This is a genomic window from Halomonas sp. DP4Y7-1 (genome assembly GCF_019800705.1).
Lineage (GTDB): Bacteria > Pseudomonadota > Gammaproteobacteria > Pseudomonadales > Halomonadaceae > Halomonas > Halomonas litopenaei_A.
This window is the reverse complement of the sequence record NZ_JAHVKS010000013.1, coordinates 39,408-64,573: the sequence shown is the minus strand read 5'-3', so window position 1 is coordinate 64,573 and position 25,166 is coordinate 39,408. Positions and strand designations below refer to the sequence as shown.

The following is a 25,166-nucleotide window of genomic DNA, read 5'->3' as shown; positions in this document are numbered from 1 at the left end:
GCGTCTGCCGGGGCGGCTGGCAGGACGTCCACCATGGCAGGGTGTTGTCTTGTCGTTTGTCGTTTCGGTATGGCGTCGTTGCGCCTTGCAGGATCGGCGCTGAGATCAGCGGGCCAGTCGCTCGATCAACCGCGCGGCGACTCGAGCGGTGCGGGAGTCGTTATCCAGGCTCGGGTTCATTTCGGCGACATCCACGACCGGCAGCTCAGTGCGGGACGACAGGTGATCGATGACGTCCTCGATGAAGGACAGTTCGATACCTCTGGCGGATGGCGCGCTGACGCCAGGAGCGACCCAGGCGGGAAGAGCGTCCAGACAAATGGTCAGATAGACCATGTCTACCTGGGACAGCAGTCGATCCAGTGCGTCCATGACGCTAGGGCTACTGATAGAACGGCAGTCCTCATCCAGGACCCAATCGACGCCCAGCGCCTCGGCACGATCAAACAGCGCCTGAGTGTTGCTCGCACGGCTCACTCCCAGGCAGGTATAGCGGAACTCGACGCCCTGCTCGGCACATAGCTCTGCGCACTGTCGAAACGGCGTACCGGAGCTGGCGACGCTGGACTGGCGCAAGTCGAGGTGTGCGTCCAGGTTGACGATGCCGATCCACGGGGGGGACTGACGCTGTTGGGCATGCTGCAGGAGTCCGGAAAAGCTGGCAAAGGCGATTTCGTGTCCTCCGCCGAGGCCAATGACCCGATGCCCTTGGTCCAGCAACTCCGTCACTTGATCAGCGAAGGCCCGCTGGGCATGTTCCAGTTCATCACCGTGGCAGCGGATGTCGCCCGCATCGTACACCGGAGTGTGGAGATGAAAGGCCAGGTTGGACAGCTGACGCCGTATGGCCAGGGGGCCCTCACTTGCTCCAGTGCGACCCTTGTTGCGGGCAACTCCCGCATCCGAGCAGAAGCCCACCAGCACTCGGCCAGGTGCTGAGGCCTCGGCGACGGGACGCACGACTTGATGCCAGCGTAGTGACTGGCCAATCTCTTCGCTGTCGATTCGCCCATGCCATGACCATGGGGTCTGTGAACACTTGCTGCTACTCGTCACTCCAGTAGTTCTCCTAGTCGAAGCGCACTATTGCGGGCCTGGTCTGCCAACCAGGCGGTCTTATGGCGAACTCGAGCCTCTGGTGCCATCAGACTGACGACAGCCTTGAGCTTGCCGCGAGCGGAGAAGACTGGGGCGCTGGCACCCCAGATGCCTCCGTCGATCTCACCTAGGCTGGTGGCGACCCCCTGGGCACGTATCTGCTCGAGTCCTGTGAGCGCGTCGCTCTGTTCCTCTGGCGTTCGTAACGCCAGCGCCATGGCTCTTTCCTCGTCACTCATGAACGCAAGCAGTGCACGGGCACTGGCGCCTTTCAGCAGGGGCTGAACCTGGCCGCGGTGGTAGCAGCAGCGTAATGGCTGTGAGCTGTCGATCATGTCGACGCACAGCGCATGATCGCGCACGGGCACCAGCAGTGCCGACCCTTCCTCAGTGAGGTCGGTCAGCTCCATCAGCACGGGGCGCGCCCACTTGAGCAAGTCGTTGCTGCGCTCAAAGCCTTGCTGCAGCCGCACAGCCTGCGGGCCTGGGGCATAGGTCCCACCTTCCCGCTCACTGACCATTCCCCAGGCCAGCAACTGACGCAGGTGACGATAAGCGGTGGACGTAGGTTGCTGAGTTTGAGCGGCTAGCGCCTTCACCGTCATGGCACCGCCTTGATTGGCGAGGCAGCAAAGCAGTGCCAGCATGCGGTCGGAAGGAGTCATGGCGTACCTCGTATTTTGATAAATGGTATATGGCAAAAGGATTACTGAAGAAACACTGTTATCAATTTATGAGAATGCCAAGCCCTAGACTTTAGTTTGACTTAGGGCGTGCAGGAGCGAGGCGAAACGCCTTCAAGGAGCAGCGACGCAGCGCAACGAAGAGGAGCGCGAGGTGTCGCCACCGGTATTGGCAGATCTGGTGCAATGCCAGCGCTGCAGTGCACCACAGGTGAACATTTCACCTGCTTTGTCTGACATTTGCTGTGCCCTGATGCTAATTATTGCTTTGATTGGAAAAGGAAAATTTCCGGGTGGCACCGTAAATGCCTAATAAGAAATACATAATTCAAGACTCTGACCTTGCTCAGGAGGTAGTAGATGAACGCCCCAGCTGTGCGTGCTTTTTCTACGGAAGACCTTGAGTCGACCCCGCCAAGTCGAGAAAGTGTGATTTCCCTTCAAGGTGTGAGGAAGACATTTCACAGCTCTGACGGTGGCGCTGTCGAAGTGATCCGAGATATTACTCTGGATATAAAAAAGGAGGAGTTTGTCAGCATCGTGGGCCCGAGTGGGTGTGGGAAAAGCACGATGTTCAATATTATATCCAGCCTTCTTGAGCCCACGGATGGTGTCATTGAACTCAGTGGGCGAGACCCTCAGTGTGGCGCACGAATCGGCTACATGCTGCAACGTGATCTTCTGTTTCCATGGCGAACTATCATCGATAACGTATGTCTTGGATTGGAAGTTCGCGGAGTGTCAAAGTCGCGTCGATATGAAATGGCCAAGGATCACTTGTCCCGCTATGGTCTGGCGGACTTTGCTGATCAATATCCGGGTACGCTTTCTGGGGGGATGCGTCAGAGGGTGGCGTTGATCCGCACGCTCATTACCGAGCCTGACCTCATTCTTCTGGATGAACCCTTTTCGGCACTCGACTACCAGACGCGGCTTGTTCTGGAGGAAGAGATCGTATCGATTCTAAAGGAACACAAGAAAACCGTGGTCCTGATTACCCATGATATTGGCGAAGCTATCGCCATGTCGGACCGCGTCGCAGTGATGACCAAGCGCCCAACATCCGTAAAAAAGGTGTATGACGTTGGGCTGTCCCGTGAGCTTGGCTCGTGCCTCAAGGCTCGCAGTGATGTTCGATACCAGACCCTTTTCGATCAGATCTGGGAGGATTTGGACATCCAGGTCGCGGGAGGTGCCGCATGAGCGATGCTCAGACCTTTACCCATAGGATTCAGGCAGGTAGCAACAAAGACATCAGTGAAGCACCGAAGAGATCGGTGCTGCTGACGGACAATCTATGGCGTGGTGCAGGGATAGCTCTGCTCGTGGCGCTGTGGCAAGTGGGAGTCAGCGTTGGCTGGATCAATCCCTTCTTGATGGGGTCGCCATCCGGGATTGCCGAAGAAGCGCTTCGTCTGCTTCAGTCAGGTCAGCTACTGGACGACACCCTGGCGACCGTGTCTGCCACGATTGCGGGGTTCTTGCTGGGTAGCGTGCTTGGCTCGATCTGTGGCTTATTGCTCTGGTTCTCGCGCACCACTGCCCGAATCATTGACCCGTTTATGGTTGCGCTGAATGGGCTGCCTAAAATCGCCTTGGCCCCGATGATCATCATCTGGTTTGGCTCCGGCATGTTTTCAAAGATCATGCTGGCATTCGTTGCCACCTTTGTCGTGGCTCTGCTGTCCGCTTATCAGGGAACCCATCAGATTGATGGAAATATGATTAATCTGATGAGATCACTAGGAGGATCCCGGCGGGAAGTGTTCACGAAAGTCGTGGCTCCGGCAACGTTGCCGTGGATCATCTCTGCCTTCCGCTTGAATATTGGTTTTGCCCTGATCGCCGAGATTGGTGGTGAGTTTATCTCATCGGACCGTGGATTGGGTCGAATGATTTTTGTAGCGGGAAATCTCTTTAACCTCAACGTGGTCTGGGTCGGCGTTATCGTACTCATGATGGTCGCCATTGCTCTTTATGTGGTGGTGTCCAAAGTGGAAAAGCGGTTGCTTCCCTGGGACCACGCGAGGTGAGGTGTGATAACGACGCAGGTCGTTGATGCTGCAGTGATACTGTTGGAAAAATAACGACAAGGAATGAAATCAGTATGAATGCTTTCTTCTGCTCCAAGAAAATGATGGTGGGTCTCGGTCTTGTTGCTGGTATGTCCTCTTTCCAGGCACACGCTCAGGAGATGGACACAATCCTCATCAACGAAGCCTTCCACTCCCTACTCTACTTGCCGGTATATGTGGCCAAGCACGAAGGACTTTTCAATGAGTACAACATTGACGTGCCTGTCGTGCGCTCAGCCGGATCGGGGCCAGCGGCATTGGCATCGGTACTGGCGGGGGAGTCTCAGTTTTCTGTTCACGGTCCAGAGCATGTTGGCTTTGCCCAGGAACAGGGAGGGAGCGGCAAAGCCATCAGTGCGGTAGCCAACAGTGCACCGGTGTGGGTACTGGCAAGTCCCGACCTCGACTATAGCTCGCCCGCAGACTTGGCCGGCAAGGAGGTCGTGGTCGGGTTGGCGCCAGGTACGTCGAATACGCTCATCAAGCGTCTGATCGAAGATGCCGGGGTGGACGGCGAGGTCCAGATAACAGAAGTACAGAATGGCTCTGAGCTTGGGCCGGTGCTGTCCGGACGCGGCGACATCGCCGTGGCGTACCAGCCCCAGGTCGAGCAGGGTATTTCCCAGGGACTGGAGATTATCCATGCCTTCACTGATGACTATCCCGAGTATGCGTTCTCGACCATCAATACCTCCCAGGAAATGATTGATGATAATCCAGATCTGGTCTTGCGCTTCGTCAATGCGATCAATGATTCGCTGGCCTTGATTCATACCGACGCTGACGTGGCCAAGGCCGTGGCGCGCGAGGAGTTCGGTGACCTGTCCGGCGAGGTGGTCGACGCGGCGGTGCAGCGCATGATCGACAACAACGTCTATCCGGAAAGCGTGACGATTACCGAAGACGCCTTTACCAACGCCATCGAGATGCAGCAGTTCGTTGGCAACATCGAAGGCGAGATGTACTACGAAGATATCGTGGATGACTCCTTCGCCGCCAAGGTCGTGAACTAGGACCAGCGGGTCGCAGCGCGGATCGCAAAAGCCCGCGCTGCGACCCACGCTGAGACAGAGGAGGGTGACATCATGCTGGCGGCCTTGTTGTTCTTCTGTGCAGTGGGTGGGGTTGCTGGGCTTGCCGCGGGACTCTTTGGCATCGGTGGAGGCGTCATCATCGTGCCTGCACTTGCCTCGGCCCTGGCGTTCAAGGGCGTTGATGAGGCTCTCATCATGCATCTCGCGATTGGCACATCGCTGGCCATCATCGTGGTGACTGGTGCCTCTTCAGCGTTTGGACACTGGAAGAAAGGGGCTGTATCGCGGGACCTGCTGGTGCTGATGCTACCTGGGCTGATATGCGGTGCGGTACTTGGCGGTTTGGTCGCCGATCACTTGGATGGTCGTCAGCTGGAGCGCTTTTTCGGTGTATTCATGCTCCTGCTTGCAGCGCACATGCTGCTTTCCAAGAGGGTAAGCGAGAAAGCCCATGTCTCGGGGAGGCCGGCAATGTTTGCTGCCGGCACCACCATCGGTACCTTCTCCGCACTGTTTGGCGTGGGTGGCGGTGTCCTGAGTGTGCCTTGGCTTGCCCGCAATGGCGCAGGGCTGACCCATGCGATTGGTACCTCGGCCGCCTGCGGGCTGCCCATTGCCCTCGTCGGCGCCTTGACCTTCATGATGACGGGTCTTGGCCATGCGGGCCTACCCGAAGGAAGTCTCGGCTATCTCTATTGGCCTGCCTTTGCAGGCGTTGCCATGTTCAGCGTGCCGGCCGCCAGGTGCGGCGCCAAGCTGGCGCATTACCTGTCGCCTGAGCGACTGCGAACGCTATTTGCCCTGGTCATGGTGGTGGTGGGGATCACCCTGGTGCTCTGACCATGCCTCAACGAGTGACTTACACTAAGGAATATCGGATGCCGACTGCACCGAAGAGCATTACCGCGTTTCACCAGAACCACCGGGGAGCTGCGGCGAGCGGACTGGACTGGTGGCATCAGTGCGTAGCGCAGATTGAGCGTGTCGAGCCCGAGGTGAGGGCCTGGGAGGCGCTGGCCACAGAACCTCCCCCACTCGACCCTACGCTGTCTGACCGGCCTTTGTTCGGTGTCCCGGTGGGCATCAAGGACATCATTGATACGAGGGACCACCCTACGGCATGGGGCACGGGGGGGTATCTTCGTTCGTCTGAATCGCTGGTTGACGCGTCTCTGGTGTCGCTGCTCAAGCAGCAGGGTGCGCTGATCATGGGCAAGACAGTGTCTACCGAATTCGCGTATTTCACCCCGGGCAAGACACGCAATCCCCATGACACCTCGCGCACGCCAGGAGGGTCTTCCAGTGGCTCGGCAGCGGCGGTGGCCGCCGGTATGGTGCCCGTCGCGTTTGGTACACAGACGGCTGGCAGCATGATTCGACCTGCGAGTTATTGCGGTGTCTACGGCTTCAAGCCCACCTTCAACACGCTCAGCACCGCCGGTGTCCGCGGCTTCGCGCCATCTTTGGACACCATCGGCTGGTTCGCGCGTAGCGTCGAGGATGTCAGCACGGTGTTCTCGAGTTTGACGGGAGCGGACAGCATCCGCCCGGCGAGCAGCCTGAAGGGGCTGCGCCTCGGGGTGTTCAGTTTGCCCTCGGCCACGACCATGAGCACGGATGTTCAGCGGGTACTCGCTGAGGCAGAAGCCATGGCGAGGCACGCAGGGGCAGAGATCGTTCCTCTGGCGCTGGGCAGCGATATCGAATGCTTGGTGGAGGAGCAGAAGGTGGTGATGGCTTACGAGTCAGCCAGGACGCTGGCAAGTGAGTATGCCGCCTTTGCGGACCAGATGGGGCCCAAGCTGGTCGAATTGATCGAGGAAGGCCGAGCTATCGGCTGGTCGCGCTACCGTGATGCCATGCGCCGCGCGGCTGCGGCTCGCCAGTCATTGTCGCGGGTGTTGACGACTCAGGTCGACGGCATTTTGGCAGCCAGTGCTACAGGCGAAGCGCCGTTGGGCATCGACGCGACAGGGGACCCCCTTTACTGCCGCGCCTGGACGCTATTGGGCGTCCCTTGCCTGAACCTGCCCATCGGACAGGGTAGCCAGGGCATGCCGATCGGGGTGCAGTTGATCACGGACCGCTGGGCGGATGAGAAGCTGCTGGCCATGGCTGGTGCGTTGGTAGCGCAAGCCAGTGCGGGTCAGCCCCATGCGCTTGAGGGCATCGCGCCAGTCTGACGGTGGCTGACGAGGTCAACGGCTTTACCACAGCGGCCGTCTCTCTGGCGGACATTGTCAGCGGGTACATGTCTGCCAGGCCGTTATCGCAACGGGAGAAAAACGCTTGCCCCGCGATGCGCCGAACGGACGATGCCTTGGGTCAGGTGCTGCAGATCCACAGGATGCGGGCGGGGGCGGGGCTTGTCGAGATGACGGCGTGTCCCATCTGGCTATCAAAGGACATGCTGTCTCCTGGTTTGAGGCGTGCCGGGGCGTAGTGTTCGGTCCACACCTCGACCTCGCCTTCCTGGACCACGATCTGTTCATGCCCGGCGTGGCGTTGAAGCTCACCAAACTCATCAATGCTGGTGTTCAACACCGTGGTCGAGAACACCAGAAAGTCCTTCGACACCATGTCGCTGCAAAGCAATTCAAAACGATAGTTGGGAGTCTCGACAATGTCTCCCTGGCCTGAGCGAGTCAGCGTACGCCAGCCACTGAGCGCACGGCGCTCGCGGTAGTAGAAGAGTTCGCCGACATCCACATTTAGTGCATTGGCCAGCTTGACGATGACTTCGTAGGTGGGCGAAAGCCTGCCGTTCTCGATCCGCGAGATGCTGGCGGCGGATGTGCCGGATACCTGGGCCATCTGAGCGATGGTCAGCTGGCGTTCGCCGCGCAGGGCTTTCAGGTTGTCACCGATGGATCCGGCCTTGCGCGCTTTCTCATGGGGCCGGGGTGGCGTGGAGGTCTCGCTCATGCAGGTCTCCGGCGGCTCCTGCCGTCCTTGATGATGGGGGAGGAGCGTTGATTGTTGGTCTTTTTCATTTATTTTGACTGAAAATTGCGTATATGCAATGCTCAATCACGATAGTGATGCTTAATACGCAGTGTCTGCCGATCGATAACAACGCCGGCTGGGCATTGCCTTGCGCTCCTGTACGCCTATAAGAAATCCAACGAGGATAACAATGTATAAGTTGAACCGACTGGCTGGCAGCGTGACTGTTGCCGCCGCCCTCGCGAGTGTCTCCCTGTCTGCGACTGCCGAACCGATGGAGTGGAAAATGGCCACCCCATGGGGTGGCGGGCCGTGGTTGGAGCGGGACGCCCAGACCTTCGCCGACTATGTCAATCAGCTGACGGCGGGTGATGTTTCCATCGAGGTGTTTCCTGGTGGCACCCTGGGTGGCGCGCTGCGGGTGACCAATACCGTCAAGGCCGGGGTCGCCGAGGTCAGCCATAATTACGTCAACTATGACTACGGCACAGATCCGACGGCGGCGTTGTTGGCCGGTCACTCCAGCGGCCTCACGCCGGAAGAATTCATGATGTGGATGTACGAGGGCGGCGGCGTGGAACTCTATGAAGAGTTTCGCCGTGATGTCTTCGATGTGGTGGCCTTCCCGTGCTCCATTCTTGGCACCGAGATCTTCCTTCACTCCAACAAGAAGGTCGAAACGCTGGAGGATTTCCAGGGCCTGCGCCTGCGCACGTCAGGGGCCTGGGCTGAGATCGCCTCACGCCTGGGTGCCTCGACGGTGGTCATGGCCGGCAGTGAGATCTACAACGCCCTGGATCGCGGCGTGATTGATGCTGCCGAGTGGGGCAGTCCGGAAATGAACAAGCCAACGGGCTTCCAGGATGTGGCTCAGTACGTGGTGCTGCCGGGCGTTCACCAGTCTGGTGGCTTCCTGGAATGTCAGGTAAACCAGGAGGCGTGGGACGCGCTGAGCGCCGAACAGCAGGAGCTGCTGCGTCTGGCCGGCAAGCTCAGTGTGTTCGACTCCTGGCTCGCGAGCTCCTATGCAGACCTGGAGGCCTACCAGGAACTGGTGGACGGTCCGAACGAGATCGTGCAGCTGGATCAAGACTTTATCGACGCCATCTACGCGGAGACCCGCAAGTGGGAAGATGAGTACGCCGAGAGCAACGAATGGTTTGCTCGAGTGCTTGAATCTCAGCGTGAGTTCAAGGCCAGCATGACCAACTGGCAGCAGTACCGTCTGCCGATCGGTGCCATGGCTCGGGACTGACATCGTTGCTGGCGGCCCGGAGGAGGGGATGGTCCCTTCCTCCGGGCCGTTTCCTGTTCTGACTTCCTACTTTCGGGCAATTCAAGATGACGCTTATTCACGCGATCGAGCGGCTGACGCGCTGGGCAGGAGGGCTGGGTGCTCTGCTGACCTTTCCGCTGATAGCGGCGCTGGTCTACGAGGTCTTCAGCCGCTATGTGTTGGGACAACCTACCTTGTGGGCCTTCGAGGTCAGCTACATGGTCATGGGGGCCATCTTCATGCTGGGCATGGCCGATACGCTGCGACAGGGGCAGCACGTCAGCGTTGATCTGATGACGCTGCGTTGGTCGAGGCGCACCAATGCCCTGGTGCAACTGATCGGCTATGCCGTGTTCTTGCCGGTTCTGGCCTGGCTGGTGTGGGAGCTTGGCCAATACGCTCACGAAGCGCTTTTATCCAATGAACGCTCAGGCAGGTCGGCCTGGAACCCGGTGATCTGGCCGGTGTTCCTGACCTGGTGGCTCGGCTTTCTGCTGCTGGCGCTGCAGGTCGTGGCCGAAGTGTTCAAGGCGATTGCTGCATGGAAAGGTCAGGCAACCGAGAGTGAGGGCGCCCAATGAGTGATTATCTTGCCCTGGTGATGTTTCCGGCGCTGATTGGCTTCATCATTGCCGGCTTCCCGATTGCCTTCTCGATGATTGTGGTAGCGACGCTGTTCGGGGTAATGCAGTTTGGCGATGCTGCTGCCTACCAGCTGTTGACCAAGATCGAAGACACGGCGTCCAACTCGATTCTCGCAGCGGTCCCGCTGTTTATCTTCATGGGTGCGATGCTCGAGCGTTCAGGCATCGCGGAGCGGCTGTTCACCGCCATTCATTTCTGGACCCGGCGCCTGCCTGGCGGACTCGGCGTGGGCGCGGTCATCATGGGCACGCTGTTTGCAGCAGCGAGTGGGGTAGTGGGCGCGACCGAGGCGGTGATCGGCCTGCTGGCCATCCCGGTGATGCTCAAGCATCAGTACAGCAAATCGCTGATGTCGGGCACCATCTGCGCCAGTGGCTCCCTGGGCACCGCGATCCCTCCCTCCATCACTGTGGTGGTACTGGGGCCTGTGGCCAGCGTGTCGGTGGGATCACTGTTCAGTGGGCTGATGTTTCCCGGATTCCTGATGGCATTGCTGTTCCTGCTGTACATCGTGCTGGTGGCGTACCTCAAGCCAGAAATGGCGCCTCGCATGTCGGCAACAGAGGGTGAGAGCGCGACCCTGGGAGAGAAGCTCAAGGTCACCTTTGGCGCGCTGCTGCCGACGATGGCACTGATCGTGACTGTGCTTGGCACGATCCTGCTGGGTATCGCGACCCCCACCGAAGCGGCAGCCTGTGGCGCGCTGGGTTCGGTGGTGCTGGCGCTGGCCTATCGCAACCTGACCCTGGACGTGCTGTGGAACTCGGCCAAGCGGACCTTGAATATTTCGGCGATGATTCTGCTGATCGTGCTGGGGGGCAACATGTTCGCCGGTGTGTTCTTCGCCGCCGGTGGCATGGCCACGGTGCAGTCGCTGCTGATGGATACCGGGCTGAGCCCCTGGATGATCCTCGGCATGATTCTGCTGATCGCCTTCCTGGCAGGGTTCGTGCTGGACATGATCTCAGTGGTACTGATCGTGATACCGGTGGCCATGCCGATCGTGCGGGCACTGGGGTTCGATGAGATATGGTTCTGTGTTGCCTTCCTGGTGGTCATGCAGACAAGTTACCTGACGCCGCCTCTGGCTCCTTCCATCTTTTATCTCAGGGCGATCACGCCACCCGAGGTTACGCTCAAGCATATGTACACCGGGGTCATTCCTTTTATCGTTGTACAGTTGATCGTGTTGGCGCTGGTTCTGGCCTTCCCTTCCTTGGCGCTGTGGTTGCCTGATCAGCTGAGTGGGCCGTCATGGAAGTAGGCCGATCATGTTCCAAGGAGAGTCGCTGATGCAGGACACTAACGCCGCCAGTTCAGAGGGGACCTACCTGACGCGGGAGGCCATGATGTCGCTATGTCGCAGCGTGTTGGCCCAGCATGGCTTCAGCGCCGCCCAGGCCGAGGCCTTGGGGGCCACTCTGGTCGCGGCGCAATGGGACGCTTGCCAGTCCCATGGGCTTTACCGCTTGCTCGGCATCGCCGCGACGGTACGTGAAGGCGCAGCTGTCGCGGATGCACAGCCGCGTGTCGAGGACCTGGCCCCGGCGGTAGTCAGGGTGGATGCTGACGGTGGATTTTCGCCGGCAGCCTTCAACCTGGGTCTGCCGCCTCTGATCGACAAGGCCAGGCAGGGTGGCATCGCGGTAATGGCCATTCAGCGTTGCGTCCATGCCACCGCCCTGTGGGTAGAGCTCGAGCAACTGACCGAGGCAGGGCTGGTGGCCATTGCCTGCAACCCGACCCAGGCGTACATGGCTCCCCATGGAGGCAAGCGTCCCCTGTTCGGCACCAACCCGCTGGCGTTTGGCTGGCCGCGGCAGGGGCAGCCACCGCTGATCTTCGACTTTGCCACCAGTGCCATTGCCCGGGGGGACATTGAGCTTCACCGTCGCTCCGGCGATACGATTCCGGAAGGCTGGGGCGTAGACCGGCATGGCCAGCCATGTACCGATCCGGCGGAAGTGCTGGATCATGGTGCGATGCTGCCCTTCGGTGGCCACAAGGGGTCGGCGCTGGCACTGATGGTCGAGCTGATCGCCGGGCCGATGATTGGTGACTTGATGAGCCTTGAGTCAACGGATCACGACGATGGGCGTGGTGGGTTGCCCTTCCACGGGGAGTTGATCATCGCCATTGATCCGGCCCGAACAGGAGCGGGAGCCGCTGACATGGGCAGGGCAGAGCAACTGTTCGAGCAGATGTTGGGACAGGGGGCTCGGTTGCCTGCCCAGCGCCGCTATCAGGAGCGTGCACGCAGCGCCCAACGCGGTGCTTGGGTGTCCCAGGCACTGCTCGACGATATCCATGCCTTGATGAACTCTTGATGAACTAGGGCTTGTACGAAAAGTGCCTGCGCTTGGTGATACGGCGTTAAAAATCGGCTCAAAGTGCTCATTTACACCTCGTAAACTGCGCTTTCTCACCGATTTTTGCCTTGTCTAACCTTCGCTCGTCGACTGTTCGGACAAAGCCTAAGCCACCAGGCATGCGGTAGCCCGCATGCCTGCCCACCTTCCGACTGACACCTATGAATCTACTGGACAAGCGAGCGCTATATCTGCACGAGGTCTGCAGTTGCGGGGGTATTCGCGCAGCGGCTGAGCATCTGCATGTCAATCCTTCTGTGATCAGCCGCCAGGTGCGAAGCCTCGAGCAGGAGTTAGGCATGGCCCTGCTGGAAAAGCAGGGCCGCCACGTGGTGCCGACAGAGGCCGGCAAGCTTGTGGAAGAGAGCTACCTGGCCCAGCGTCGGCTGCATTCGGAACTCGGTGATACGCTGTCCCGGCTGCGCAACCTTCAGCGTGGCAAGGTGGTGGTGTCGGTGGGAGATGGCTTCGTCGATAGCTTCATTCGCCATGTCATGCAGCGGGTGGCGGCGCAGTTTCCCGATGTGTTGATCGATATTCGCACGGGCATCTACTACCCCCGAGAACCACATGAAATGGTCGCCAATGATGAAGTCGACATTGCGGTCACCTATGGGCCGGTATCCGACCCCAGGCTTGTGGTGCACTCTTTCGAGCGAGGGGCGTTGTGCGCCCTGGTGGCTCCAAAGCATGCGCTGGCGCAGTACGATGCTGTCAGCGTCACACAGCTGCTTCAGCACAAGTTGATCTTCCTGCCGGACGAGTCCGGGTCCCAGCGTTTTGTCGATGCGATTTTTCGTGCGTCAGGATTGCTGGCCACGCCCTCATACCGCTGCAATCTGCATTCGATCTCTCGACGCCTGGCCTGTGCCGGGATTGGTGTCGCATTCATGACCGCTGCGGCAGCAGGCCGAGAAGTGCGAGCGGGAGAGCTGGTCGCCATTCCCATTGACCACCCCATGGCCAGGGCGAGTCAGGGGAATCTGGTGCGCAGAGCCGGCAGGCGGCTGTCGCCGGCTGCCAGCTATCTGTGGAAGGTGATGTTGGCGATGCAGTGATCAGCTTGCCATCATGTAGACCCCCGGTCCGATCGGCCAGCCCATGGTCAGCCAGAACATCAGGAAGGCGCTCCAGGTCAGCAGGAAGGTGATCGCCATGGGCAACATCGTGGCAATCAGGGTTCCCAGCCCCATATCCGGTTTGTAGCGCTGCATGTAGACCAGGGCGACCGAAAAGTAGGGACTCATCGGCGAGATGATGTTGGTGCTTGAGTCGCCAATCCGGAACATCGCCAGCACGAAGGCCGGGTCAAAGTCGATCATCATCAGCATCGGCACGAACACCGGTGCCATCAGTGCCCACTGGGCCGAGCCGCTGGTCATGAAGACGTTGAGCACGGCACTCATCAGGATGAAGGCGCCAACCAGAGGCAGGCCGGTGAAGCCTGTGCTCTGCAGGATGTTGGAGCCTTCAATGGCAATGAACTGCCCCAGCTCTGACCACTTGAAGTAGGCAATGAACTGCGAGATGGCGAAGAACAGCACCAGTGTGGGGGCCAGCTCGCTGGCCGCCTCGGCCATGCGCTGCGGGACGTCACGGCTGGTCTTGATCTTGCCCACCGCGATGCCGTAGACCAGACCGATGGCGACGAAGTAGCCGAACATCAGTGGTACCAGAGACTTCAAGAACGGTGACGGGATCAGTCCTCCCTCATCGTTGCGCAGAGGCGATGCCTCTGGCAGCACGGCCAGCAGTACCAAGGCCAGATAGACCAGCGTCGTCAGTCCCACACGCTTGAGACCGCGCTTCTCGTCGGCGCTCAGTTCGTGGGTCTCCACCTCAGCGGTAAAGTCCTTGCCAAGCGGCAGGGTCCGTTGCAGCCGCGGTTCGATCACCTTGTCGATCACCAAGGTGCCTACCGTGGCAAGTACGAACACGGAGCAGGCCACGAAGTAGTAGTTGTCCACTGGAGAGATGTACGCCTGTGGATCCACCAGTCTCGCCGCATCGGTGGTAATACCGGCGAACAGCGCATCCCCGACCGTGATGAAGAGGCTGGCGTCGAAGCCCGCCCCAGCCGCTGCATAGGCGGCGGCCGCACCGGCAATCGGATGCCGACCGACGGAGTAGTAGACCATGGCGGCCAGGGGAATCAGGATCAGGTAGTTGGCATCCGAGGCGATGCTGCCGCAGATGCCCGCCAGAAACACGCAGAAGGTGAGCAGCGACGGCGGCGCCTTGGCCACGCTGACCTGCATCAGGGTGGACATCAAGCCCACCTTGTCGGCGAGACCGATACCGAACATCACCACCAGGATCAGGCCCAGGGGCGGGAAGTTGACAAAGTTGCTGACGACGCTGGTCAGCATGAACTCCAGTCCATCTGCAGAGATCAGGCTTCGCACGTGGACCACGGCATCCGTCTGCGGGTTGACCGCCGACACGCCCAAGGTGGCGAGAATGGCAGAAACCACCACCACCACGGCAGCCAGGATGGTGAACAGAATGAAGGGATGAGGCAGTTTGTTGCCTACACGCTCAATGGAGCTGAGGACGGCTTGCATGGCTCTTGACCTTGTTATGAGGTTGTCTGAAACGTTCACTCGCGGACACAGCAACAGAATGTTGTCGATGGTGTCTGTTCTGCTACCGCCGGCACCGGTAGGGGCCGCCGTCAGTTCGCTTGCATCAGGTGTTGCGCCAACGCCACGAAGGTGCCGCCTGCGACCGGCAGGATCTGGTCGTTGAAGTCGTAGTGCTCGTTGTGCAGGTAGGCACTGTCACCGTTACCGACAAAGAAGAAGCAGCCAGGGACCTGCTGGAGATAGAACGCAAAGTCCTCTGCCCCCATGGTAGGCATGTAGTCCAGTTGCTGAATGTCGTCACTGACCTGCGCTTCCTTTGCCGCAGTAAGAACCTTCTCAGCCCATTCCGGGTCATTGACCAACGGCGGAATCTGGTGCTCGTGGAACATCTTGAAGCTGGCGCCGTGGGCGCTGCAGACTCCGTCGACCACCCGTTCGAGCTGTCCGGCCAAGGCCTCGCGGGATGAGGCGCGATCGCTGCGGATATTGACGACCAGTTCGGCTTCGCCGGGAATCACATTGGCGGCCTCTCCAGCATGAAAGGCCGCGACGGTGATGACCCCGGCCTCGAGCGGAGACTTGTGACGTCCCACCAGGCCCTGCAGCTGCTGGACAACACTGGCGCCGACGTAGATCGGGTCCACTGCGAGGTGCGGCATGGCGGCATGCCCGAAACGTCCCTTGATGGTCACGCGGAAGGTGTCATTGCCCCCCATCGCCGGTCCTGGCTTGACGAAGACTTGGCCAGCGGGGAAGCCGGGGCGATTGTGATAGCCGAAGATGGCGGACACGCGGGGATTGTCGAGGACTCCTTCCTCGATCATGCGCGCGGCACCATTGCCACCTTCCTCGGCCGGCTGAAAGATCAGCTTGAGGTGGCCGCACAGAGCGTCTCGACGCTGGATGATGGCTTCGGCCGCCAGCAGCAGGGCGGCGGTGTGGCCGTCATGGCCGCAGGCATGCATGAGGCCCGGATGGCGTGAACCGTGGTCAAAGGTGTTGGCCTCCTGGATGGGCAGTGCATCCATGTCGGCCCGAAAGGCGATCACTGGCCCGATGCGCCCGGTATCCAGTTCCGCCAGGACGCCCGTCCCGGCGATGTTCTCGGTGACCGTGTAGCCGAGCTCCTTGAGTCGCGATGCCACGATCGCGGCGGTGCGGTGCTCCTCGAACTTGAGCTCGGGATGGCGATGCAGATCCTGTCGCAGTGCCACACTCTCGTTGACCTGTTGCGCGGTGAACATGCTGGGTCCTTGTTGTTGACGATGATCCATGGACGCTTGACGTCGCTGAGCAGTGCCAAGGTAGGGGAATCAGCGTCACGGATGCAGCGGTCAACAGGCATGCAATTGTTGCTTGGTGGTCAACAGTTGTGGCGTGTCAGAAACGATCAATCACCGTAGCGCCCACCCCCTTGAACTGATCCATGCTGGTGAGCCGGGCGGGAGTGTCATCCAGCGTAATGCGATCACCCACCAGCAGCGATGGATTCAGCTGCCCCTGCTGGATCATCCCCAGCATGGCGTCATAGCGGTGAGCCTGCATGCCGTGGCTGCCGACAAGTTCAAGCTCCTCGGCGATCACCTTGTGCATGGGGATCGCCGGTGCCCGGTGCTCCCCAGCCAGCAGCCCAATCTGTACGTGCCGGCCTCGGGTACGTAGTCCCATGATCGAGTTGCTGCAGGTGACCTGAGTGCCCAGGGCATCAAAGGAAAGGTGAGCGCCGCCGGCACTGATGTCTTGAATCGCTTCCACCACATCCGATCTTTGCGAGGCATTGATCGTGGCAACGGCGCCCAGTTTCTTGGCCATCGCCAGTGCGCCGTCCGTGATGTCGATGGCGATGACTCGGGCGCCAAGCGCCGAGGCGATCATGATCGCAGACAGGCCGACGCCACCACAGCCATGCACGCTGACCCACGCACCGGCAGACACGCGCCCCTGATCCACCACTGCGCGGAAGGCTGTGGCAAAACGGCAGCCGAGACTGGCGGCGGTGGAAAATGACATGTCCTCTGGCAGCGCAACGAGGTTGAGGTCGGCGTGATGCAGGCTGGTGTATTCGGCAAAGGCCCCCCAGTGAGTGAAGCCCGGTTGAAACTGCGAGTGGCAGACTTGCTGATGGCCTGCACGACACTCGTGGCAGCGTCCGCAGCCGCTGACGAAGGGCACTGTGACACGGTCGCCCTCTTTCCATTGCGTGACGTCCTTGCCGGCGGCGACCACGACACCCGCCATCTCGTGGCCGGGGACATGGGGGAGGGTGATATCCGCATCGTGGCCCATCCAGCCATGCCAGTCACTGCGACATAGCCCAGCCGCTTCGACCTTGACGACCACGCCGTGGGGCTCTGGTGCAGGATCCTTCACCACCCGAACACTGGGTAACTGCTGGAACTTTTCAATGACAACGGCACGCATGATCGACTCTCGCAAAGGCTGAATGTGTCGTTCCATGCTAGAGCGTTGGCCAGGAATTGCTTTGCTATATTTTCTTGAGAGCCCGCAATGTGGAAAGTATCTTTTATTTTCACGATGTTTATTGGGAGGACATTGCGTGAGTGGGCTGGACAGGAAAAATCTACAGCTGCTTGATCTGTTGCAGCAGGACGGTCGAATCACCAATGCGCGTCTTGCCGAGGCGCTGTCATTGAGCGAGACACCATGCTGGCGACGGTTGAAGCGTCTTGAGCAGGACGGCGTTATCTCAGGCTATCAGGCAACGCTTGATCGCAAGCGTCTCGGGCTAGGGGTGATGGCGTTCGTTCAACTCAATTGCATGGCCCATGACGCCACCACGGTGGCGGCGTTCGAGAAGGTGGTGATCGACAGCCCGAATATTCTGTCATGCCACAATACGACCGGAGATGATGACTTCCTGCTGATGGTCGTCGCTCGAGATCTGGAGGACTACAGTGACTTCATCGAGCGCGTGTTGCGGCGCTTGCCGGGCGTCACCAACATTCGCTCCAGTCTGTCCCTGCGGGAAATCAAGTCCACCAACCGGCTGCCGCTGGGCTAGACACGGCGGAGTGCACTGGCGACCGGGCGCGTCATGCGCGCCGGACGCTGCTGCGGAGCATCGGCGTCACCGGCAGGGTCAGCTGCTGCGGAGGGGTGTCCGGGTGATCGATCTGGGCCATCAGGAGTTCGGTGGCGCGCATGATCATGGTCTGTACCGGTTGCTGCAGAGTGGTCAGAGAGTGACTGGGCCAGGCGGCCATGGGCACATCATCGAAGCCGATGATCGATACGTCCTGTGGGATGCGCAGCTGAAATTCGCTCTGCAGCACCTCCATGGCAGCGATGGCCATCAGGTCGTTGGCGGCAAACAGGGCGTCGGGCGGAGTGGGGTGGGTAAACAGGCGGCGAGTCGCCTGACAGGCGTCAGCGTACTGATAGTTGCCCACGTCGCAGGCATGCAGTGTCTGGCCTGCCGCTGCCAGACCCTCTTCCAGTCCCGCCTGCCGTTGGCAGCTGGTAGACGTGGCGGGAAGACCCGCCAGGTACGCCACGCGACGGTGGCCTTGTGAAGCGAGGTGTCGGCCCGCCCAGTAGCCCCCTTGATAGTTGTCGCAGGCCACCTGACTGATGCCGGCATAGTCCACGGTACGGTTGATGATGACCACGGGGATTTCGTAGTCGGACACCACGGCGGCTTGCTCCTCCGTCATGGTGATGGCAAGCATGAGAATGCCTTCCACCTGACTGCGCAGAATGTCTTCCAGCACGGCATCGAAGCCATCGCTGGCGGGGGCAGAAAACAGCAGCAGGTGATAGCCCTGCTGCCGAAAGAACCGTGATGCCTGTTCGAGCATAAAGCTGTAGAACGGATTCTCCAGGCTATACACCACGACGGCGATGGTCCTGCTGGAGCGAGTGATCAGTGAGCGCGCGATGGTATTGGGGCGATAGCCGAGCTCTCGAGCGGCTTCCATGACCTTCCGGCGCGTCTTTTCCGATACCTTCGCCTCGGGAGAGAAGGTGCGACTGACGGCAGACTGCGAGACACCGGCCAGGCGGGCAACATCGCGGGAGGTGACGGATTTCTTTTTCATCGAGGCATATCTTGTCGGGTGACTGTATTGCCGGCGCTCACGCCGGCTCAATACGCTCCAGAGAAGCATAGGTGGCGATCTTGTCGATATAGACCTGAGCATTGGTCTTCACCGACTCGACCTCTTCCTCGGTCAGCTCACGCACGCGTTTGGCGGGACTGCCGAGGATGAGCGATCGTGGGGGAAAACGTTTGCCGGAGGTAATCAGGGCTCCGGCGCCAACGATACTCTGCTCCCCGATCACCGCTGCGTTGAGGATGGTAGCATTCATGCCGACCAGCACCTCGTCGCCAATTCGGCAGCCGTGCAACATGGCCAGGTGACCAATGGTGACACGCTGGCCAATGGTCACCGGCTCACCGGGGTCTGTGTGGACCACGCAGCCATCCTGCAGGTTGCTGCCGGCGCCTACCAGGATGGGGGCATTGTCGCCACGCAGGACGGCGCCTGGCCAGACACTCACGTCTGCTCCCAGCTGCACGTCACCGATCAGGGTCGCCTCGTCCATCACCATGGCGTCGGCGGCGATATCGGGGGACGCGCCCCCGAGTCGATAAAGCGTCACAACCCATCTCCTTATGCGGGTGCTGATACTGTCGCAATTAACGGCGGGCCAAGCCTAGAACCCGACCTGATCCCCGCCCTTTAGTCCAAGCATCTGGCGCGCCTCGTCGGGTGTGGCCACCTCGAGAGACAGGCCTTCCAGGATCTCGCGGACCTTGGTCACCTGGCTTGCATTGGTCTCGGCCAGCTTGCCCGGCCCAAGCCACAGCGAGTCCTCGAGACCGACGCGCACGTGTCCACCCATGGCAGCGGCTTGCGCTGCAATGCGCATCTGGCTGCTGCCGGCCCCCAGCACAGACCATTCATAGTCATCGCCGAACAGGCGGTCTGCGGTGCGGCGCATGTGCATGACGTCTTCAGGATGCGGCCCGATGCCACCCAGGATACCGAACACGCTCTGGACGAAGACGCGGCCCTTGGCGACACCACGGTCGAGCAGATTGCGCAGCGAATACAGGTGGCCAATGTCGTAGCACTCGCATTCGAAGCGGGTGCCATTGGCATCGCCAAGCGTCATGGCTTTTTCGATATCAGCGAAGGTGTTCTTGAACACCAGGTCACGGCTATTGGCCAGGTGATCGCGCTCCCACTGATGGGTCAGCTCGTTGTAGCGATCGAGCATCGGGAACAGGCCGAAGTTGATCGATCCCATGTTCATGGACGCCAGCTCAGGCTTGAACTCCATGGCGGGGCGCATACGTTCTTCCACCGTCATATGGGGGCTGCCGCCGGTGGTCAGATTGATCACCGCGTCGCAGGAGCTCTTGATCCGTGGCAGGAAGCGCTCGAACATCGCCGGATCCTGGGTCGGCCTGCCATCCTTGGGGTCCCGGGCATGCAAATGCAGCACCGACGCGCCAGCCTCGGCGGCGGCGATACCTGCCTCGGCAATCTCCTCGGGGGTGACGGGAAGGTAGCGAGACATGGACGGGGTGTGAATGGCGCCGGTGACGGCGCAGGTGATGATGACCTTGCGTGTTGTAGCCATTTCCGTGAAGTCCTCTAGCAAAGTGAGCACAGCGGCGTGAACGTTGCCGCATGACGTGTGCGGTTTAGCGTGGTGTCGTAGCCTGCTGATGGGCGAGCAGTGCCATCAAGCGGCGATCACGCCAGGCCTGGCGTTCACCCAGTTCGTGTGTGGGGAGCAAGGCGCGGCGCTGCTCGTCCAGTGCCTCCAGGGTGGTGTCGAGCCAGGGGTCTTCCTGTCCGCGCTCGCGATCGATATCGCGATACAGCGGGCCGTAGCGCTTGCCGTAGTCGGCAATGCCCGCAGGCGCATTGAGGTCGATGGTCTCGAAGGGGCCCATGAAGGACCAGCGCAGGCCGAGCCCGTGTTTCATGGTCTTGTCGAGGTCCTCGGCGGACACCACGCCATCGCGGAACAGCCGCAGGGCTTCGTTGAGCAGCGCCCCTTGCAGGCGGTTGAGGACAAAGCCTGCCACCTCCTGGTGGACCAGAATCGGGACCTGGCGCGCTTGTTCCATCAGGGCCATGGCCCGCTGAACACTCTGTTCACTGGTGGCTGGCGTCGGTACCACCTCTACCAGCGGAATCAGGTAGGGCGGGTTGACCGGATGTGCCACGAGGCAGCGCTGAGGGTGCTCCAGGTGATCGGTAAAGCGCGAGGCGGCGATCCCCGAGGTGGAGCTGGCCAGCACGCAGTCACTGCTGACCACCGCCTCCAGATCGCGGTAGATCTGACGTTTCGCGGTCACGTCTTCCGGCCCGCACTCCTGGACGTAGATGGCATCCTGCATGGCCGAGACGAGGTGGCTGTCAAAACGAATTCTGGCCATGATCGCCACTGGATCATCGACCAGCCCTGCGTCAGCCAGGTCCGTCAGCGACTGCTGGATCGCTGCAGATGCCCTGTCCAGGGCATCAGCATCTACATCAAACAAGGTGACGGGCAGCTCTGCTCGAGCGAATACAATGGCCCAGGCGCGACCAATGAGTCCTGCGCCGACCACACCGATGGAAGTCGTCATGAGAGCGTCCTGAGGTCAGAGGGATTCGACGTTGGCACAGACACTGAGCGCCTGCCCCGAGATGTTGGATCCGCCTGGTGCAGCGAGGAACAGCGCCATGGCGGCGATATCCGTCGGGTCTACCATGCGGCGCATCGATATCTTTGAGAGGTTCTCGGTCTCCATCTCCTCGTAGCTGATGCCACGCTTGGCCGCTCGATCCTCAATGACCTTGGTGATCCGTGGGCCGCGCACGATGCCTGGAAGAATGGCATTCACACGCACGCCTTCCGGACCAAGCTCGCAGGCCAGGCTCTTGGTCAGGCCGACCACGGCCCATTTGCTGGCGGCATAGGGGGTGCGATAGGCGAACCCCAGGCGGCCAGCCACGGAGGCCAGATTGACCAGCAGTCCCTGACTATCACGCAGCAAGGGCGCTGCACGATGTGCGACCCGGTACTGTCCGTTGAGGTTGATATCGATGGTCTGGGTCCAGCTGGCGTGGTCGATGTCCTCGATGCCTGCCGTCGGGCCAGCAATACCGGCGTTATTGACGACCACGTCCAGGCCCCCCAGGGCCGATGCATCGTCGAACAGGCGAGCGACATCCTCGTCGTTGCTGACATCGCAATGGGTGCGTGTGATGTGTGGCGGCAGGGCATCCAGCGCCTTGTCATCGATGTCGCAGACGTGAACCCGAGCACCGGCTTCGGCAAAGGCGCTAGCAATGGCAAGGCCAATGCCCGACGCGCCGGCGGTCACCAGTACGCGCAGTCCCTGGCGGGGGCGAAGGCTTTCTACAACACTCATGGGGTCTCTCCTTGTAGGGTTACAGCGACGGCAGCCAGGTCGACAGGGCCGGCAGCAGACTGATGATGAGCAGGTTGATCAGCACGATGGCGACGAAGGGCATGACGGCCCAGGTCAGCCGCGCAATGCCGATATTGGTGATCTGAGAGGCCACGAACAGGTTGAGCCCGACCGGTGGGGTAAACATGCCCATGGCCAGGTTGACCACCATGATGATGCCGAAGTGAATCGGGTCGAAGCCGTAGCTCACGGCAATGGGCAGCAGGATGGGCACGAAGATCAGGATGGCGGCCGCCGCCTCGATGAACATGCCAGCGAGCAACAGCAGCAGGTTGGCCAGCAGGATAAACAGCAGCGGACTGTCGATGGCCGAGATCACGAAGTCGGAGATCATGTCCGGCACTCTGAGGCTCTGCAGAATGCGTCCATACAGTCCAGCGGCAGCGATGATGCTGAGAACCACCGCTGTGGTTACTGCGGATTGACGCAGAATGCCCACCAGACTGTCGAGCTTGATCTCTCGATAGATCACCGTGCCGATGACAAAGGAATAGGCCACCGCGATCACCGCTGCCTCGGTCGGTGTAAACACCCCACCGTAGATGCCGCCAAGGATGATGACCGGCATGAGGATGGCGAGGATGGCTTTCTTGCCGGCGCGCCAGACGTCGCTCAGTGAGCTTTTCTCGCCACCGCCAAGACCGTTGGCGCGGGCAAAGAAGTAGGCAAAGACCAGGAGGGTAAGGGTGACCAGAATGCCAGGCAGGATGCCGGCAATGAACATGTCGCCAACGGACACGTTGGCCGCGATGGCATAGAGGATCAAGGGAATACTGGGAGGGATAATGACCCCCAGAGCGCCCGACGCCGCCTGATTGGCCGCCGCATAGCCACCGGGATAGCCCTTGGCCAGCATCGCGGGAATCAGGATAGAGCCGATGGCCGCCGTGGTGGCTGCCCCGGATCCAGAAATCGCAGCAAAGAACAGCGACGTGACGATGGCGACCATGGCCAGCCCGCCCGTCATGCTGCCGACCAGGGTATTGGAGAAATCGACCAGGCGCTTCGAGATGCCGCCGCCCTGCATCAGGTAGCCCGCGAGGATGAAGAACGGAATCGCCATCAGCGGAAAGGAGTTGACCGAGGCAATCAGCTGCTGTGCCACGATCAGCATCGGCATCAGGTCGCCTTGCCACACCGTCAGGGCAGACGCCAGTCCCAGCGAGAAGGCAATGGGAACACCCACCACGAAAAGAGAGATAAGGGTCAAGAACAGCATGAGGGCCATGATCAGCTGACCTCCTGCAGTCGCTGGACGGGTTGTCCGAGGGCTTCATCAATCAACAGCCCCAGGCTATTGATCAGAATCACGACGCCGCCGGCAGGAATGGCCAGGTATGGCCACATCATGGAAATGCGCGTGCTTGGCGCCGTCTGGCTGGCCACTCGGCCGACCAGCTCGAGGCCATACTTGATCATGACGAACGCAAACAGTGCCGAGCACAGCACGATCACGATCCGCAGCAGCCGAGCCAGGCGCTCTCCTGCATATTCGAGCACGATGTCGACGGAGATCAGGGCGCCATGACGATAGGCGTAGCCGGCACCGATAAAGGTTAGCCAGAGCATCGAAAAGCGAGCGATTTCATCGGAGAAGAACAGCGGGCTGCCCACCACGAAGCGAGCGAACACCTGCCAAAAGATCAGTACGGTCATGATCAGCAAAAGCAGGGCGAGCCCCCAGCCGATCAACCGATTGAAGTGCCAGATCGCCGTGTTGGCGACACGCAGAAAGGAGTGCATGAAGGGCCTCGCAGAATGCAGTGCCCCCTGACCAGCTGGCTGGACAGGGGGCCGGGTACTCAGTGCTCGAAGTTGATGGCCGCGTCGACCAGGTCTTCGCCGACGGTCGGGCCCCACTTGGCGATAACCGGACGCACGGCCTCGCGGAAGGGCGCCAGGTCAGGTTCGGTGACCGTCATGCCCAGGTCAGCCAACTCGCCCTTGTAGCGTTGTTCCAGCTCCTGGCTGGCCTCCCGCTGAACTGGCAGTGCGATTTGAGCGGCCTCCAGAATCAGGGCCTGGTCGTCTTCGCTGAAGGAGTTGAACAGGTCCAGGCTCATCATCAGCGGCGCCGGTGAATAGACGTGCTGGGTGATGTTCAGGTAATCCTGAACCTCGTAGAAATTGACGTCGTAGATGGTGGCCAGAGGGTTTTCCTGGCTGTCCATGACGCCCTGTTGCAGCGCTGTGTAGACCTCGGTCCACGCCATTGGCGTGGCGTTGGCGCCCAGCGCTTCCCAGGTATCAACCTGCACGCGGCTTTCCTGCGTGCGGTGGTTGATACCTTCCAGGTCGCTGGGCTGCTCCAGCGCGCGCACGGAATTGGTGTTGTGACGGAAGCCATTCTCCATCCACGCCAGGAACTTGACGTTCATCTGGTCTTCGGCGAGTTGGGCCAGCTGGTCACCGTATTCGCTGTCGAGGAAGGCATAAGCATGCCCGTGATCCTCAAAGATGTAGGGCAGGTCGAACAGCAGGAATTCATCGACAAAGCCGCCCATGGGGCCGGTCGACGCGATGCCTGCATCGATGATGCCAAGCCCCATCCCTTCGATGACTTCACGCTCGGCCCCCAGCGCATTGTCATAGTGGGGCTCGATGGTCAGCCGGCCTTCCGACAGACGCTCCAGCTCCTCTCCGAACTTGAGCACGCCGATGCCCTGCTGGGAGTCGGGTCCCAGCGGCAGGCTGACATCGATGGTCCGCTCCTGCTGGGCGAAGGCTGCGCTGGACAGCCCGATGGCGGCGGTCAGGACGGTGAGGCGGAAAGGAAGGGAGTTGAATTGGCGCATGATGCTCTCCTGTTATCGTTGTGATGCCCTGGGGTGGGGCGGCCGCTGCCGGGAGGCGTGTCTGTGTGACGGGCAGCAAGGGGAATCACTTTTAAAGGCTTGGGAATACGTATTCAACATTAAAGTTTTTATGCCTTTGGTTTTTGTTTTTAAGCATATGAAAATAAAGAAAATATACTTTAGTAGTGCTGAGTGAATACG

General features: G+C 60.3%; 25 protein-coding genes. 11 read left to right on the top strand and 14 right to left on the bottom strand.

Annotated elements, in window-relative coordinates:
- Window positions 1-105 precede the first annotated feature (105 nt).
- A complete protein-coding gene (hutG, locus tag KUV72_RS19260; protein ID WP_222239458.1) occupies window positions 106-1,056 on the bottom strand; it encodes a formimidoylglutamase in 951 nt (316 codons plus the stop codon).
- Entirely contained in the window at window positions 1,053-1,763 is a 711-nt protein-coding gene (locus tag KUV72_RS19255; protein WP_222164321.1) for an IclR family transcriptional regulator, read from the bottom strand. Before KUV72_RS19255 ends, hutG begins: the two co-directional genes overlap by 4 nt.
- 378 nt (window positions 1,764-2,141) lie before the next feature.
- Between KUV72_RS19255 and KUV72_RS19250 the strand changes: the two genes are divergently transcribed.
- The 5 genes from KUV72_RS19250 (at window position 2,142) to KUV72_RS19230 (ending at window position 7,073) form a co-directional block, all read left to right on the top strand.
- Window positions 2,142-2,984: an ABC transporter ATP-binding protein gene (locus KUV72_RS19250; RefSeq protein ID WP_222239457.1), complete on the top strand. Its 843-nt coding sequence runs from the start codon at window positions 2,142-2,144 to the stop codon at window positions 2,982-2,984.
- A complete protein-coding gene (locus tag KUV72_RS19245; RefSeq protein ID WP_222239456.1) occupies window positions 2,981-3,814 on the top strand; it encodes an ABC transporter permease in 834 nt (277 codons plus the stop codon). Before KUV72_RS19250 ends, KUV72_RS19245 begins: the two co-directional genes overlap by 4 nt.
- A 161-nt stretch (window positions 3,815-3,975) precedes the next feature.
- Window positions 3,976-4,869: an ABC transporter substrate-binding protein gene (locus tag KUV72_RS19240; RefSeq protein WP_224851999.1), complete on the top strand. Its 894-nt coding sequence runs from the start codon at window positions 3,976-3,978 to the stop codon at window positions 4,867-4,869.
- Window positions 4,870-4,941: 72 nt separating this feature from the next.
- Complete coding sequence (locus tag KUV72_RS19235; protein WP_222164320.1) at window positions 4,942-5,730, top strand: sulfite exporter TauE/SafE family protein; 789 nt, start codon at window positions 4,942-4,944, stop codon at window positions 5,728-5,730.
- A gap of 38 nt (window positions 5,731-5,768) precedes the next feature.
- Complete coding sequence (locus KUV72_RS19230) at window positions 5,769-7,073, top strand: amidase (RefSeq protein WP_222239455.1); 1,305 nt, start codon at window positions 5,769-5,771, stop codon at window positions 7,071-7,073.
- 142 nt (window positions 7,074-7,215) lie between these two features.
- Here the strand turns inward: KUV72_RS19230 and KUV72_RS20025 are convergent, their stop codons facing one another.
- A complete protein-coding gene (locus KUV72_RS20025) occupies window positions 7,216-7,815 on the bottom strand; it encodes a helix-turn-helix domain-containing protein (RefSeq protein WP_222239454.1) in 600 nt (199 codons plus the stop codon).
- 211 nt (window positions 7,816-8,026) lie between these two features.
- Between KUV72_RS20025 and KUV72_RS19220 the strand changes: the two genes are divergently transcribed.
- The 5 genes from KUV72_RS19220 (at window position 8,027) to KUV72_RS19200 (ending at window position 13,184) form a co-directional block, all read left to right on the top strand.
- Complete coding sequence (locus KUV72_RS19220; protein WP_206944814.1) at window positions 8,027-9,091, top strand: C4-dicarboxylate ABC transporter substrate-binding protein; 1,065 nt, start codon at window positions 8,027-8,029, stop codon at window positions 9,089-9,091.
- 86 nt (window positions 9,092-9,177) lie between these two features.
- Window positions 9,178-9,693 (top strand): TRAP transporter small permease subunit, encoded by a 516-nt coding sequence (locus KUV72_RS19215; protein WP_222239453.1) that lies wholly within the window; start codon window positions 9,178-9,180, stop codon window positions 9,691-9,693.
- Entirely contained in the window at window positions 9,690-11,021 is a 1,332-nt protein-coding gene (locus KUV72_RS19210; RefSeq protein ID WP_222164318.1) for a TRAP transporter large permease subunit, read from the top strand. Before KUV72_RS19215 ends, KUV72_RS19210 begins: the two co-directional genes overlap by 4 nt.
- A 28-nt stretch (window positions 11,022-11,049) precedes the next feature.
- On the top strand, window positions 11,050-12,084 hold the full coding sequence (locus KUV72_RS19205; RefSeq protein ID WP_315857951.1) for an Ldh family oxidoreductase: 1,035 nt from the start codon (window positions 11,050-11,052) through the stop codon (window positions 12,082-12,084).
- 203 nt (window positions 12,085-12,287) lie between these two features.
- Window positions 12,288-13,184 carry a LysR family transcriptional regulator gene (locus tag KUV72_RS19200; protein WP_222239452.1) on the top strand — a complete coding sequence of 299 codons (897 nt, stop codon included), beginning with the start codon at window positions 12,288-12,290 and terminating at the stop codon, window positions 13,182-13,184.
- Here KUV72_RS19200 and KUV72_RS19195 read toward each other — a convergent pair whose 3' ends face one another.
- From KUV72_RS19195 to KUV72_RS19185, 3 genes are all read right to left on the bottom strand, one after another.
- Window positions 13,185-14,690: an AbgT family transporter gene (locus KUV72_RS19195; protein ID WP_222239451.1), complete on the bottom strand. Its 1,506-nt coding sequence runs from the start codon at window positions 14,688-14,690 to the stop codon at window positions 13,185-13,187.
- A 110-nt stretch (window positions 14,691-14,800) separates the two neighbouring features.
- On the bottom strand, window positions 14,801-15,955 hold the full coding sequence (locus tag KUV72_RS19190) for a M20 family metallopeptidase (protein ID WP_222239450.1): 1,155 nt from the start codon (window positions 15,953-15,955) through the stop codon (window positions 14,801-14,803).
- A 136-nt stretch (window positions 15,956-16,091) separates the two neighbouring features.
- Complete coding sequence (locus KUV72_RS19185) at window positions 16,092-17,132, bottom strand: zinc-dependent alcohol dehydrogenase family protein (protein WP_222239449.1); 1,041 nt, start codon at window positions 17,130-17,132, stop codon at window positions 16,092-16,094.
- Between the two features lie 136 nt (window positions 17,133-17,268).
- Between KUV72_RS19185 and KUV72_RS19180 the strand changes: the two genes are divergently transcribed.
- Window positions 17,269-17,733, top strand: coding sequence for an Lrp/AsnC family transcriptional regulator (locus tag KUV72_RS19180; protein WP_206944808.1), 465 nt, complete (start codon window positions 17,269-17,271; stop codon window positions 17,731-17,733).
- Window positions 17,734-17,764: 31 nt separating this feature from the next.
- On the opposite strand, the gene KUV72_RS19175 is transcribed toward KUV72_RS19180, so the two are convergent.
- The 8 genes from KUV72_RS19175 to KUV72_RS19140 all read right to left on the bottom strand — a co-directional run bounded on the left by KUV72_RS19175 (window position 17,765) and on the right by KUV72_RS19140 (window position 24,965).
- Window positions 17,765-18,769, bottom strand: coding sequence for a LacI family DNA-binding transcriptional regulator (locus KUV72_RS19175; protein ID WP_222164315.1), 1,005 nt, complete (start codon window positions 18,767-18,769; stop codon window positions 17,765-17,767).
- Between the two features lie 37 nt (window positions 18,770-18,806).
- Window positions 18,807-19,334, bottom strand: a complete 528-nt coding sequence (locus tag KUV72_RS19170; protein ID WP_206944806.1) for a gamma carbonic anhydrase family protein — start codon at window positions 19,332-19,334, stop codon at window positions 18,807-18,809.
- Window positions 19,335-19,388: 54 nt separating this feature from the next.
- Window positions 19,389-20,321, bottom strand: coding sequence for a 3-keto-5-aminohexanoate cleavage protein (locus KUV72_RS19165; protein WP_222239448.1), 933 nt, complete (start codon window positions 20,319-20,321; stop codon window positions 19,389-19,391).
- Window positions 20,322-20,385: 64 nt separating this feature from the next.
- Window positions 20,386-21,321: a 3-hydroxyacyl-CoA dehydrogenase gene (locus KUV72_RS19160; protein WP_222239447.1), complete on the bottom strand. Its 936-nt coding sequence runs from the start codon at window positions 21,319-21,321 to the stop codon at window positions 20,386-20,388.
- Window positions 21,322-21,336: 15 nt separating this feature from the next.
- Entirely contained in the window at window positions 21,337-22,110 is a 774-nt protein-coding gene (locus tag KUV72_RS19155) for an SDR family oxidoreductase (RefSeq protein WP_206944803.1), read from the bottom strand.
- A 19-nt stretch (window positions 22,111-22,129) separates the two neighbouring features.
- Complete coding sequence (locus KUV72_RS19150) at window positions 22,130-23,398, bottom strand: TRAP transporter large permease (protein ID WP_222164312.1); 1,269 nt, start codon at window positions 23,396-23,398, stop codon at window positions 22,130-22,132.
- 2 nt (window positions 23,399-23,400) lie between these two features.
- Window positions 23,401-23,913 (bottom strand): TRAP transporter small permease, encoded by a 513-nt coding sequence (locus KUV72_RS19145; RefSeq protein ID WP_222164311.1) that lies wholly within the window; start codon window positions 23,911-23,913, stop codon window positions 23,401-23,403.
- Window positions 23,914-23,972: 59 nt separating this feature from the next.
- Complete coding sequence (locus KUV72_RS19140) at window positions 23,973-24,965, bottom strand: DctP family TRAP transporter solute-binding subunit (protein ID WP_206944800.1); 993 nt, start codon at window positions 24,963-24,965, stop codon at window positions 23,973-23,975.
- Window positions 24,966-25,166 lie beyond the last annotated feature (201 nt).

Excerpts from the sequence above, each read along its gene's own strand:
- KUV72_RS19140 (WP_206944800.1), bottom strand. The coding sequence starts at position 24,965 with ATGCGCCAATTCAACTCCCTTCCTTTCCGCCTCACCGTCCTGACCGCC.
- KUV72_RS19175 (WP_222164315.1), bottom strand. The coding sequence starts at position 18,769 with ATGAAAAAGAAATCCGTCACCTCCCGCGATGTTGCCCGCCTGGCCGGT.
- KUV72_RS19210 (WP_222164318.1), top strand. The coding sequence starts at position 9,690 with ATGAGTGATTATCTTGCCCTGGTGATGTTTCCGGCGCTGATTGGCTTC.
- KUV72_RS19150 (WP_222164312.1), bottom strand. The coding sequence starts at position 23,398 with ATGGCCCTCATGCTGTTCTTGACCCTTATCTCTCTTTTCGTGGTGGGT.
- KUV72_RS19160 (WP_222239447.1), bottom strand. The coding sequence starts at position 21,321 with ATGACGACTTCCATCGGTGTGGTCGGCGCAGGACTCATTGGTCGCGCC.
- KUV72_RS19185 (WP_222239449.1), bottom strand. The coding sequence starts at position 17,132 with ATGCGTGCCGTTGTCATTGAAAAGTTCCAGCAGTTACCCAGTGTTCGG.
- KUV72_RS19195 (WP_222239451.1), bottom strand. The coding sequence starts at position 14,690 with ATGCAAGCCGTCCTCAGCTCCATTGAGCGTGTAGGCAACAAACTGCCT.
- KUV72_RS19165 (WP_222239448.1), bottom strand. The coding sequence starts at position 20,321 with ATGGCTACAACACGCAAGGTCATCATCACCTGCGCCGTCACCGGCGCC.
- KUV72_RS19205 (WP_315857951.1), top strand. The coding sequence starts at position 11,050 with ATGCAGGACACTAACGCCGCCAGTTCAGAGGGGACCTACCTGACGCGG.
- KUV72_RS19255 (WP_222164321.1), bottom strand. The coding sequence starts at position 1,763 with ATGACTCCTTCCGACCGCATGCTGGCACTGCTTTGCTGCCTCGCCAAT.
- KUV72_RS19215 (WP_222239453.1), top strand. The coding sequence starts at position 9,178 with ATGACGCTTATTCACGCGATCGAGCGGCTGACGCGCTGGGCAGGAGGG.
- KUV72_RS19220 (WP_206944814.1), top strand. The coding sequence starts at position 8,027 with ATGTATAAGTTGAACCGACTGGCTGGCAGCGTGACTGTTGCCGCCGCC.
- KUV72_RS19200 (WP_222239452.1), top strand. The coding sequence starts at position 12,288 with ATGAATCTACTGGACAAGCGAGCGCTATATCTGCACGAGGTCTGCAGT.
- KUV72_RS19235 (WP_222164320.1), top strand. The coding sequence starts at position 4,942 with ATGCTGGCGGCCTTGTTGTTCTTCTGTGCAGTGGGTGGGGTTGCTGGG.
- KUV72_RS19240 (WP_224851999.1), top strand. The coding sequence starts at position 3,976 with ATGGACACAATCCTCATCAACGAAGCCTTCCACTCCCTACTCTACTTG.
- KUV72_RS19190 (WP_222239450.1), bottom strand. The coding sequence starts at position 15,955 with ATGTTCACCGCGCAACAGGTCAACGAGAGTGTGGCACTGCGACAGGAT.
- KUV72_RS19250 (WP_222239457.1), top strand. The coding sequence starts at position 2,142 with ATGAACGCCCCAGCTGTGCGTGCTTTTTCTACGGAAGACCTTGAGTCG.
- KUV72_RS19245 (WP_222239456.1), top strand. The coding sequence starts at position 2,981 with ATGAGCGATGCTCAGACCTTTACCCATAGGATTCAGGCAGGTAGCAAC.
- KUV72_RS19145 (WP_222164311.1), bottom strand. The coding sequence starts at position 23,913 with ATGCACTCCTTTCTGCGTGTCGCCAACACGGCGATCTGGCACTTCAAT.
- KUV72_RS19155 (WP_206944803.1), bottom strand. The coding sequence starts at position 22,110 with ATGAGTGTTGTAGAAAGCCTTCGCCCCCGCCAGGGACTGCGCGTACTG.
- KUV72_RS20025 (WP_222239454.1), bottom strand. The coding sequence starts at position 7,815 with ATGAGCGAGACCTCCACGCCACCCCGGCCCCATGAGAAAGCGCGCAAG.
- KUV72_RS19230 (WP_222239455.1), top strand. The coding sequence starts at position 5,769 with ATGCCGACTGCACCGAAGAGCATTACCGCGTTTCACCAGAACCACCGG.